The sequence below is a fragment of the Sphingomonas sp. 179-A 2A2 NHS genome (genome assembly GCF_045371305.1).
Classification (GTDB): Bacteria; Pseudomonadota; Alphaproteobacteria; order Sphingomonadales; family Sphingomonadaceae; genus Sphingomonas.
In genome coordinates this window covers 414,239-425,356 of the sequence record NZ_JBIQDE010000001.1, presented here as the reverse complement: position 1 = coordinate 425,356, position 11,118 = coordinate 414,239, and the positions used below count along the sequence as shown (strand labels likewise).

General features: G+C 69.3%; 8 protein-coding genes. 4 read left to right on the top strand and 4 right to left on the bottom strand.

The genetic code is table 11. The annotated features are described in order from the left end of the window. Positions 1–8 precede the first annotated feature (8 nt). Together ACH0AE_RS01975 and ACH0AE_RS01970 are read right to left on the bottom strand one after the other, a co-directional pair. Entirely contained in the window at positions 9–1,016 is a 1,008-nt protein-coding gene (locus tag ACH0AE_RS01975; protein ID WP_294443340.1) for a serine hydrolase, read from the bottom strand. Continuing rightward, positions 1,013–2,497: a permease gene (locus ACH0AE_RS01970; RefSeq protein WP_294443339.1), complete on the bottom strand. Its 1,485-nt coding sequence runs from the start codon at positions 2,495–2,497 to the stop codon at positions 1,013–1,015. Before ACH0AE_RS01970 ends, ACH0AE_RS01975 begins: the two co-directional genes overlap by 4 nt. Positions 2,498–2,665: 168 nt before the next feature. Here ACH0AE_RS01970 and ACH0AE_RS01965 point away from each other — a divergent pair, with 168 nt between their 5' ends. Further along, positions 2,666–5,689, top strand: a complete 3,024-nt coding sequence (locus tag ACH0AE_RS01965; RefSeq protein ID WP_294443338.1) for a TonB-dependent receptor domain-containing protein — start codon at positions 2,666–2,668, stop codon at positions 5,687–5,689. Continuing rightward, positions 5,623–6,861, top strand: coding sequence for a serine hydrolase (locus tag ACH0AE_RS01960; protein ID WP_294443337.1), 1,239 nt, complete (start codon positions 5,623–5,625; stop codon positions 6,859–6,861). The genes ACH0AE_RS01965 and ACH0AE_RS01960 overlap by 67 nt, the downstream gene beginning before the upstream one ends. A 19-nt stretch (positions 6,862–6,880) precedes the next feature. Here the strand turns inward: ACH0AE_RS01960 and ACH0AE_RS01955 are convergent, their stop codons facing one another. After that, positions 6,881–7,951 carry a phosphotransferase family protein gene (locus ACH0AE_RS01955; RefSeq protein WP_294443336.1) on the bottom strand — a complete coding sequence of 357 codons (1,071 nt, stop codon included), beginning with the start codon at positions 7,949–7,951 and terminating at the stop codon, positions 6,881–6,883. A gap of 114 nt (positions 7,952–8,065) precedes the next feature. On the opposite strand from ACH0AE_RS01955, the gene ACH0AE_RS01950 reads away from it, so the two are divergent. Next, positions 8,066–8,728 (top strand): TetR/AcrR family transcriptional regulator, encoded by a 663-nt coding sequence (locus ACH0AE_RS01950; RefSeq protein WP_294443335.1) that lies wholly within the window; start codon positions 8,066–8,068, stop codon positions 8,726–8,728. Here ACH0AE_RS01950 and ACH0AE_RS01945 read toward each other — a convergent pair. Beyond that, complete coding sequence (locus ACH0AE_RS01945) at positions 8,703–9,782, bottom strand: GNAT family N-acetyltransferase (RefSeq protein WP_294443334.1); 1,080 nt, start codon at positions 9,780–9,782, stop codon at positions 8,703–8,705. The two genes, ACH0AE_RS01950 and ACH0AE_RS01945, sit on opposite strands and share 26 nt — an antisense overlap. A 143-nt stretch (positions 9,783–9,925) precedes the next feature. On the opposite strand from ACH0AE_RS01945, the gene ACH0AE_RS01940 reads away from it, so the two are divergent. After that, the gene (locus tag ACH0AE_RS01940) at positions 9,926–11,110 is read left to right on the top strand and encodes an MBL fold metallo-hydrolase (RefSeq protein ID WP_294443332.1); all 1,185 of its coding nucleotides are present in this window, start codon (positions 9,926–9,928) and stop codon (positions 11,108–11,110) included. Positions 11,111–11,118: the final 8 nt, after the last annotated feature.

The window sequence follows — 11,118 nt, the reverse complement described above, 5'->3', positions numbered from 1 at the left end:
CGACAGGTTCAGGACGAACGGGCGGGGGCGTCGAACGCGGCAATAACTGCCTCGCCGGTTGCCGGGCGGATCTCGAAGATACCGCTGTCGCGGTGGCGCGTTGGGTGGACGCGGTTCGTCAACAACGTCCAGGCGAGGCCGCGAGAGACGTCGATCCACAAGCCCGTCCCGGTGAAGCCGGTGTGGCCGATCGTGCCCGGTGCGCATGCCATGCCGCCGGACCATCCCGGATGGCGTAGCTCCCAGCCGCAACTGCGGTGGTTCGCCGCTTCGTCCAGGATCTCGCGGGGCGGATCGGTGAGCGTCGCGGCAGCGAAATCGAGCACGCCATCGATCGTGCCGAACAGGCCCGCGTGGCCCGCCGCACCGCCGAGCGCGAAGGCATTCTCGTCATGCACCTCGCCCTTCAGCATGCGGCCGCGCCAGGTGCACGCCTCGGTCGCGACGGCGGGGCCGAGCGGGCGATAGCCAAGGCCGGGGCCAAGCGGCCAGGCGTCGAGCGGGGCGCCGGTCAGCCGCTCGATCGCAATCCCCAATAGGATGAAGTTGATATCGGAATAGACCGGCGGGCCGGCGCGCCACTCGCGCTGCAGGACGAAGGCGCGCAGCCGGGCGGAGTCGTCGCCATAAGTGTAGATCGGCTCCACAGCGGGCAGATGCGTGCGGTGGGCGAGGCAATCGCGGAAGGTGAGGCGGCGTTCGAGCGCGCCGTCCACGTCATATTGCCTGAGGTCGGGAATCGCGGTGGTGAGCGGCGCATTGATGTCGATCACGCCGCGCCGCGCGAGCGACAGGATCATCGGTGTCGTCGCGATCACCTTCGTCAGCGAGGCGAGATCGAACCAATGGTCGCGCGTCAGCACCTCCGGGTCCGGGACCAGCGCGGCATGGCCAGCGAAGACGACGGCGCGCGCGCCGTCGCGTGTCACGATCCCCAGGGCAGCGCCGGGCAGCCGGCCGTCCGCCACCGCGGCGGCGGCGGGCGCGAAGGCGCGGGCGGCGATGCCCTCGATCACGCGTCCGCCGCGCGCGGGCGGAGCCGCATCACGAAGGGGAGGAGCGGCAAGGCGGCCAAGCTCAAGGCGCCGGACAGCAGGAAGAAGGCATCATAGCCGAAGCGCGCCACCATCGATCCCGATGCACCGGCCAGCAGCCGCGGCAACAGGAAGGCGAAGCCCGAGAGAAACGCATATTGCGCGCCCGGATATCGCGGGTTCACCATCAGCGAGAGATAGACGACGAACACCGCGCCCGCGAACCCGTTGCCGAACTGGTCGGCGAAGGTGGCGAGATACAGCGCCGTGCTGTCGGGCGGGCGATGCGCCAGCCACACGAAGCTCCAGTTGCCCAGCCCGGCGAGGATTGCGCCGATCGCCAGCGTCCGCCCCATCGGCCAGCGCGCTGCCATCCACCCGCCGACGCCCACGCCCGCCATGCTCGCCGCCAGCGCCACGCCGCCATCGGCCATGCCGATCGCGGTCAGCGAATAGCCGAGCGAGGCGACCAGCGGCTTCGACAGGGTGAGCGCCAACACGTCCCCCATGCGATAGAGCGAGACGAGCGCGAGCAGCGCGAGGACACCGGTTCCGTAACGCCAGAAGATGTCGACATAGGGCCCGATCGCCGGTGAGCGACGGACCGGGGCGTCGGCCGGCGCGCGGCGGATGTAGGGCAATGCGAGCGCCAGCACGACGAAGGGCAGGAGGCACAGGCCCAGCACGACGGGCGTCACGTTGCTGCCCGCATTGATGCCCAGCGCCTCGGCGCCGGACAGCAGGATCCAGCCGATCGTGGCCGTCGCCGCCGCGACGGCGAGCAGGATCGCCATGCTCGCCGCGACGCCGGTCGCCAGCGCAACCACGCGCCCGCCGCCGCAGCCCGGCTCGGGCGGCATGGCGGAGAGCAGCGGAAAGGGGGCGAAGGCCGCAATGGCGATCAGCAAATACGCCGCCGTCCAGCCCTGGCCGTCCGCTACGATCAGCGCGCCGCTGCCCGCTGCCACCATCGCGGTGCGATAGCCCCAGACGGTCGCGGCAACGACCGGGCCCTGATCCTCCTTGCTGGGATAAAGGATGATGCGCCACGCGTCGGACGCGACCTCCAGCGTCGTCGTCCAGAAGGCGAGCAGGGTGGCGAGCAGCGCGGTCAGCGGCAGGCTGGCGTCGTCGCTCGTCAGCGCCATGCCGATGAGCGAGGCGGTGATGCCGAGCTGCGAGAGCATCAGCCAGCTTCGCCGCTGCCCCCAGAAGCGCGCAAAGCCCGGCACGGCCAGGCGATCGAGCACCGGCGCCCACAGGAACTTCATCGTCGGCAGTAGCGTGATCCAGGCAAAGAAGCCGATCACCACCAGCCCGACGCCATGCGCCTGAAGGCGAAGCGCCAGCACGGTGGAGAACATGTAGAAGGGCAGGCCCGCGGAAAAGCCGAGCAGGCCGAACAGCGCGATCGCCGCTGTGCGGCCCGGGGGCTGGATGATGACGGGCGCGGCAGCGTGCATGGGCGCGTTGGTTGTTGGCGGCGATGCGGGCGTCGTCAATGCTCCGGGTGTGCTGCTGGCGCCGGACGCGCGAAAATGCTGCGGCTGCGCAAATTCTCCTTGCCGATGGATGACAATTTCGTTGCTATGCGCCCAGCGCCGCTGGGGGAGCGGCCGACGGGGGGAATAATGGTCAAGCGTTCCGCACTTCAGGCGATCCTTGCGTCCGGCGTGGCGCTGGCGGCGATGCTGCCGGGGGCCGCGATCGCGCAGGTGACGACCGGGGGTACGCCGGAAGCCGCCACCCCCACCGGCGCGGCCACGCCGGCGACGGATGCCTCCTCAAGCGGCCAGGCCGAGGGCGGCGGCGACATCCTCGTCACCGGATCGCGCATCCGCCAGGATCCGAACCGAAGCGCGCTCCCGCTGCAGATCATCACCACGCAGGAGCTTGGCCGCAATTCGATCAGCAATCCCGAACAGCTGATCAACTTCCTGTCGACCAACGGCACCGGCGCGGACAATCTCGCCTCGAACGGCGACGTTACCTCGGGCGCGCAACGCGGCACCAACGGGCTGTCAGCGGCGAACCTGCGCGGGCAGGGGTCGGCGGGAACGCTGGTGCTGCTGAACGGGCGGCGCCTCGCCGCGCACGGCCTGACGGGCGGCGCGGTTGACGTGAACCAGGTGCCTTTTGCGGCGATCGAGCGCGTCGAGGTACTGAAGGACGGCGCCTCCGCGATCTACGGCACCGATGCGGTCGGCGGCGTGATCAACTTCATCACCTACAAGGAATATAAGGGCCTCGGCCTGCAGGGCTTCACCGATGTGACCGAGCAGGGCAACGGCAACATCTATCGCCTGTCAGGCATCGCCGGTTGGGGCGACCTAGACGACCAGGGCTTCAACGTGATGGGCTCTGTGTCCTATTCGTGGAACCAGATTCTGCGCGGGCGTGACCGGGCCTTCGTCAACGGCAACCAGCCGGAGCGCGGGCTTTCGGTCGACACGCGCGGCACGCCGATCGCCACCGCCTTCCCGCTGAACCCGAGTGGCGCGTTCTTCCCGGGCGGCACGTTGCTCGGCGGGACGACGGGCGCGACCGTGCTGCCGGGGCTGGTGTTCCCCGGCACGACGCAGCTGGCCAACGGCGGCATCAATCCGCTCGATCTGCCGGGCGGGGCCGGATGCGGCTCGGTCGACGGCGGCATGGCCTATGACGAGCAGCTGTGGAACGTGCCCTCGGCGCGCTACGCTTGTTCCTGGGATACCGGTCGCGCCGCGGTGATCCAGCAGCCGATCGAGACGCTGACCTATTACGCCCGCGCCGCCGCGCGGCTGGGCGGCGAGCATGAACTCTCACTCGAAGTGTCAGGGTCGAGCGCCAAATCCGCCAAGAGCTTCTCGAACAACCAGATCAGCGGGAACACGACCAGTGCGACCGCCGCGCTGCCCGTCGCTTTCCCGCTCAACGATCTGACCCGCGACACCTACAATCAGGTGTTCAACGCGATCGCTGCGCAATTCCCGGCGATTGCCGCCAATTACGGCAAGCCGATCGGCTATCGCTGGCGCTGCATCGCCTGCGACGTGCGCGAGTACGAAACCGACGTCGATACGCTGCGCGTCTATGCCGCGGCAGAAGGGCCCTTGTTCGGCAGCTGGGATTATCACGCCGGCGCGTCCTACGCGAAGAGCGAGGCGTCGTCCGTGCTCGGCACCGGCTATCATTATCGTGGCACGCTGGGGAACGGCGCGATCGATCCCAATGCGCCGACCGCGCCGGGGGCAAGTGCGCCGGGCCTCGTCGGCGTGCTGAACAGCGGCCTCATCAATCCCTTCACGCTGAACCAGAGCGCCGCCGGGCTTGCCGCGCTCGACGCCGTCTCGGCGCGGGGCGTGACGCTCTACGGCGGCAAGTACGAGATCCGGCAGTTCGACGCCTCCGTCGCGGGTGACCTGTTCAGCATCTGGGGCCGGGACGTTCAGCTGGCGGTAGGCGCGGATTATCGCCGCGAAACCTATTCGTTCAACGGCTCGCCCGCCGCGATCGCCACCGCGCCGGTGATCTTCAACGCCGCGTTCGACAATATCAACGCGCTCGATCGCGTGAACCGCGACGTGAAGGCGGCTTATGCCGAGCTGCTGGTGCCGCTGGGTGACATGATCGACATCACCGGCGCGGTGCGCGTCGACGATTACACTGGCTTTGGCACCACGACGAACCCGAAGGTCTCGTTCCGTTTCCAGCCGATCGACGCGATCATGTTCCGCGGATCGTACAACACCAGCTTCCGCGTGCCGTCGTTCAACCAGATCTTCAACGGCATCACCGATTCGCCTTATTCGGGCAGTGACTTGGCCGATCCGGTGCGCTGCCCCGGCGGCGTCCCCAACACCACCAACCCCGCCTGCGCGATCATCCGCCCGGCGATCTACACCGGCGGCCGGCGCGATCTCGGCCCGGAGACGGCGGAGCAGTTCAACCTTGGCGTGGTGATCCAGCCGGCGCCGATGTTCAGCGCCTCGGTCGACTGGTGGGTGATCAACGTCGACAACACGATCCAGGTACTGACGCTGCGCCAGCTGGTGGAGAATGCCGCGCTGTTCCCGGACGCGTTCATTCGCGATGCGACTGGCGAGATCGAGATCATCGACAATCGCTGGCTGAACGCCGGATCGCGCCGCACGCAGGGCCTTGAGGTGGCGCTGCGCGGCGGCGTCGAGGCAGCGGGCGGCCGGTTCCTCGCCGGGCTCGACGGCACGTATCTGCTGAAACGGCGCGAGAAGCTGACGCCCACCGCGGACTATGGCCCGAGCCAGATCGGCGTCTTCACCTTCGCTGGCGACCTGAGCCTGCGCTGGAAGCACAATGCCTTCGTCAGCTTCCAGAACGACGATTTCCTCGTCTCGCTGACGCAGATCTTCCGCCACGGCTACAAGAACCAGGCGCTGCCCGGCATCGCATCGGGCGCGATCACGCGGCCGGGCTTCAACCCGCGCGTCGACGATTACGTCATCTACAATGCCGCCGTCGCCTGGACCGGGATCCCCGGATACCGGCTGACGCTGGGCGTGAAGAACCTGTTCGATAAGGATCCACCGTTCGCCATCACTTATGATGGCAACACCGGCGCCGGCAGTTCGTGGGAGCCGCGCGTTGCCGACCCGCGCGGCCGGTCGTTCACGATCAGCGTGGAGACGAAGTTCTGATCCTCCTCGCCCTTGCCGCTGCGGCCGCGACCCAGGCTGCGGCTCCGATCGCGACGGTGCGCGTGGCGTTCGACCGGCGCGGCGAGACGGCGGTTGCCGTCACTGGCCTCGCGAACCGCGAGACCGGCCGCGCGGTAACCGCGGACGATCCGGTACGCGTTGCGTCGATCTCCAAGCTGGTGACGGCGATTGGCGTGATGCGGCTGGTGGAGCAGGGCCTGCTCGATCTCGATGCCGACGTGTCGGACCGGCTCGGCTGGCGGCTGCGCAACCCCGCCTTTCCCGATGTGCCGATCACATTGCGCCTGCTGCTGTCGCACCGCTCCAGCCTGACGGATGCAGCGGATTACGTGCTGCCGCTCGACGATGTGCTGGAGCAGAAGGTGCGCGATCCGCGGGCCTGGGATGCCGCCCACGCGCCTGGCACCTTCTTCCGCTACACCAATTTCAACTTCCCGGTGGTCGCCGCGGTGATGGAGCGCGCGACTGGTGAGCGGTTCGACCGGCTGATGCAGCGGCTGGTGCTGGCGCCGCTGAAGCTCGATGCGTGCTTCAACTGGGCAGGATGCAGCCCGGCGGCGAAGGCTCGGGCGGTGGTGCTGTACGACCAGGGCAAGGCGGTGCGCGACGAGCCGGCGTTCATCGCCGGCTGCCCCGTCACCCCGGCGCGCGATGGATCGTGCGATCTGGCGACGTGGCGGCCGGGCGTGAACGGCGCGATGTTCTCGCCGCAAGGCGGCCTGCGCATCTCGATGCGCGGGCTGGCCACGATCGGCCGGCTGCTGCTGAACGACGGCGCCGTGGATGGCGTGCGGCTGCTGACACCTGCCTCGATGGCGGTGCTGGCGACGCCGGAATGGACGTTCGACGGCCGCAACGGCGTGCAGAACGAGGAGGCGGAAAGCGGCGTTCAGCCCGGTGGCTTCAACTGCCGCTATGGCCTGGCGGTAAGTTTCACCGCGACGCCGCTGCCGATGTGCCGCGACGATCCGGTCGGCGACGGCCGCATGCGCATCGGCCACGCCGGCGAGGCCTACGGCCTGCAATCCGGCCTGTGGGTCGATCGCGCCGGCGGCACCGGCGTCGTCTATTTCGCCACCGACGTGCCGAAGGAAGCCGGCACGCGATCGGCATTGTCGCTGACCGAGGAACGGCTGGCGGCCGGCAAGTAACCCGCCGATCCTCCGGCGGTCACAGCAGCGGCTTGTCGATCCGGCGCAGCGCGCGTTCGAACAGCGAGATGGTGTGAGCGTGGAGCGCGTCGCCGATCGGCTTGGGCGTCAGGCCGGCGCAGGCGCGCGCATGGCTTCCCTCCAGGATCGCGCCCAGCTTGAACGGGGCGAGGACGCTGTACCACCGCGCATCCGCCGCGCTCCGCCCGGTGGCGGCAAGATAGCGGTCGACGATCTCGCCCAGGCTCGGGAACCCATCCCACGGCGTCACCGACACCCGCTGGTTCTCCTCGTCCGGATCGCGCCAGGTGGCGGTGAGCCAGCCGAGATCGAGCATCGGATCGCCGCGGCTCGCCAGTTCCCAGTCGACGATCGCCGCCAGCGCGGGCGAATCCGGCCGGTACATGACGTTCGACAGGTGATAGTCGCCGTGAATCAGGCCGGGCTGCATCGTCGTCGGACGGTTCGCCTCCAGCCAGGTGCAGATCGCCTCCACGTCCGGCAGCGCCTCCAGCCCGGTCCAGCCCTCGAACTTGGCATAGCCGTCGAGCTGCGCGCGCCAGCGCGGCACCTGGCGTTCGAGCCACCCGTCGAGCTTGCCGAGGTCGTCGAGCCCCGCCTCATGCGGATCGATCCGCGACAGGGCGATCGCGCCGTCGACGATCGCCTCGCCCATCTGCCGGCGCACGTCCGCGCTGCCGGCATGAAGCGGCGGCAGGCCGACCGTCGCGTTGAACCCGTCGATCGGCTCCATCAGGTAAAAGGCGGTTCCGAGCACCGCGGGATCGCCCTCGCCGGCGATGAAGCCGGGGTGCGGCACGTCCGATCCGGCGATCGCGGACAGGACCTTCATCTCGCGGCGCATCACCTCGTCGCTTTCCGGGCGCGGGCGGCGCGGCGGGCGACGCATGACATAGGTGCGGCCGGCACGATCAAAGCGCAGCAGGATGTTCTGCGTGCCGCCGCCAAGCGTATCGGCATTCTCGATCGGCGCCCCGGTGCCGAGGCCCTGGCCGTCCATCCAGCGCGCGAGCGTGCCCAGATCGATCAGCTCGCGCCATGCCTCCCGGTCGTGCGCCAGTGCTGCCATGGTCCGCTCCCCGCTCTTTTAAGTCGTGCGAATTACCATAAGGGCGAGGGGGCAAGCGTCAATCTAAGCCATGTGACTTGAACCGGACGCCCGCTTGCCCGATGCTGCCGCCGCATGAACCTTGCCCGTCCCCAATCCGCCGGCCGCGGTGGCACCACCCGCAACGAACTGAAGCGCGCCGCGCGCCGCCTGTTCGCCGAGCGCGGCATCGCTGCGGTGGGCATGCGCGAGATCGTGGAGGCCGCCGGCCAGCGCAACGCCGCCGCGGTCCATTATTATTTCGGCAGCAAGGACGATCTGCTGCGCGAACTGGTGGTCGAAGGCGCTGACATCATCGACCAGATCCGCATGCGGATGCTGGACGACGCGGAAGCAAAGGGCGAGCTGTCGCTGCGGGACGTGGTGCGCGCCCTGGTCGTTGCCAATGCCGAACTGTCCGGCGAGACGGGCGAGGGTGAAACCTATTTCCGCTTCATGACCAGCATGCAGACCGAGCGGCGCCAGATGTTCGATCAATGGGCGGGCGGCGAGCATTCCGAAGGCTATGTGCGCTGCGTCTCGCACTTCCATCGCCTGCTGTCGCACTTGCCGCATGCGCTGGTGAACCAGCGGCTGTTGTTCGCCGGCCTGTCGCTGCGCACGCTGCTGGCGGCGCGCGAGGCGGCGCGCGATGCCGGGGCAGGGCCCGATCACCCTTATTGGGGCGAACCGGTCGCGACCGAGGGGATGATCGACGCGGTCGAGGCGATCCTTACCGGCCCCGCCAGACCTGCCTGATCGCCGGGGCAAACGCCGCGGGAAGCCCGGGGCGCAGCAGCAGCCAGTCGCGGATCGCAGGCCCCTCCGCCGCACCGATGGTGCGCTTGTACCCGCTGTCACCCGCGCCCCAGTCAACGGTCGTGATGCCGCGTCCCAGCGCCTCGACGAGGTTGCGGTAATACAGCAGCTTGCCGGGCGAATGCTTGGCGAAGGCCGGATCGTAGCTGTTGGCGATCGCATATTTCAGCGAGCCGCAATCGATATCGAACGAGAAGGCAGCGGGGCGGTCGTCGACGGTGAGCAGCGCGGCGCGGAACATCGTGGCGAGCACCGGGTCCGCCGCCGCCGCGCGCCAGAAGGCGCCATGCCCGGTGCGGGTGAACTTCGCGTCGCGACCGTCGGTGCGCGCAGCGATCCAGCTGCTCCACTCGACGGCGGCAAGATCGTCGAACGCGCCCGGCCAGTCGCTGCCTGACAGGAAATGCCAGCCCAAGGCGCCATGTTCGGCGAGGTGCTTCTCGTGGAAGCGATTCTTGCGCAGCGTCGAATTGCGCGGCCAGGTGCCCTCCGCCTGCGCCGCCGCCATGTCGAGCAGGAAGCTGGTGGCGATCGGCCGGGCAAGCACCGTCCAGCCGCTGGCGCGCGCCGCGTCGATGAGCGGCGTCACTGCGACATCGCCATCATAGACCGGGCCGATGCGCAGCGCGCGCACTCGCCGGCCGAGCGCGGCGATCGCTGCGGTTGCCACGTCCGGCCCCGCATCCTCGGCCTGCGGGAAGCCGCGAAACGGCCAGTAGCAGCCGGGCACCGCCGCGCCGCGCAGCGCCCGCGGGCCGACCGGCACGATCGGCAGCGCCAGTACCGCCCGGTCGTCGCGTTGAACCGTCAGCGTGCGCGCCTCGCCGCCATAGGCCGCGAGCGCGGCGGCATACCAGGCGCGGCGCAGGAAGGCGTGGCTGGGAGGGGCGGATTCGGCAACCTCGTCGATCGCCGGAGGCAAGCCGCTGACGATCGAGGCATGGACCGGGTGCCACAGGCGCTCGACATCGTCGCAGTCCAGCATCGTCGTCATCGTGCCTGCCATAGACCTGCGTGGTTACCGCGGTATTGCCAAATCGGGGTTAATGATCCGCCCGATGCGCCGATCGGCCCGCCCGCGCGTTGGCAGCGCTTCGGCCCGCGGTAAAGGACGGTCGTGACGCGGGTGGATCAGGGATGAGGAGGGGAATCGGTTTGGGTGCGATCCTGAAGGTGGCGGGAACGGCGCTGTTGTTCCTGTGCGTGGGCCTGGGGCTCGCCATCGCGATCGTGCCGCGCTTCCTCGATCGCATCTATTACGAAGGCCCGGTCACCGACCATTTCAACGGCGCCCGCTTCTTCAATCCTGACAATGACGCCGATACTGCCCGTCCGCCGACCGGCGGCAGCCGCGAAGGCTTCCTGCTGCGCTTCCTGACGGGGAGCGACGGTCGCCCCGCCTGGCCGGCATCGGTGCCGGTCACGCCAACGCGGCCGGCGACACGCGTTGCCGGCGATCGCATGGTCGCCACCTGGGTCGGCCACGCCAGCGTGCTGGTGCAGACGCAGGGGCTGAACATCCTGACCGATCCTGTCTGGTCGGACACCGCCGGCCCGTTCGGCTTCGGCCCGCGCCGCGTGGCGGCGCCCGGCATCCGCTTCGAGGATCTGCCGCCGATCGATCTCGTCCTCGTCAGCCACAATCATTACGACCATCTCGACAAGGGAACGCTCAGGCGCCTGTGGGAGCGTGATCGGCCGGCGATTGTCACCAGCCTCGGCAACGACAGCGTGATCGGCCAGGCGGGGGTGAAGGCGACGGCGCTCGATTGGGGGCAGCGGGTCCGCATCCGCCCGAATGTCGAGGTGGCGGTGGTGCGCAACCACCATTGGGGCAGCCGCTGGTTCACCGATCGCAACCGCGCCTTGTGGTCCGCCTTCACCGTTCGGCTGCCGGGCGGCAATCTCTTCTTCGCCGGCGATACCGGGCTTGGCGACGGGCGCTGGCCGGCAGAGGCCGCAGCGCTCGGGCCCGTCCGGCTGGCGCTGATCCCGATCGGGGCGTTCCGCTTCGCGCCCGGCCAGATGGGGTCGGGTAGTCACATCGGCCCGGCGGATGCGGTGCGCGTGTTCAACCGGCTGGGCGCGTCGCACGCAATCCCGATCCATTGGGGCACGTTCCGCCTCAGCTACGAGGCACGCGACACCCCGCCGCGCATGCTCGCCGCGCTGCTCCGCGCGACCGGCGTGGAGGCTGGCCGCTTCGCCCCCGCCGGGTTTGGCACACCGGTTGAGGTGCCGCCCTATGCGGCGCCGGCGCGGCTGGACGAGGCTCGGATCGCCCCGGCGCTATCCACCCCCGCGGTCCAGGCGCTGCAGTAGCGCCGCGC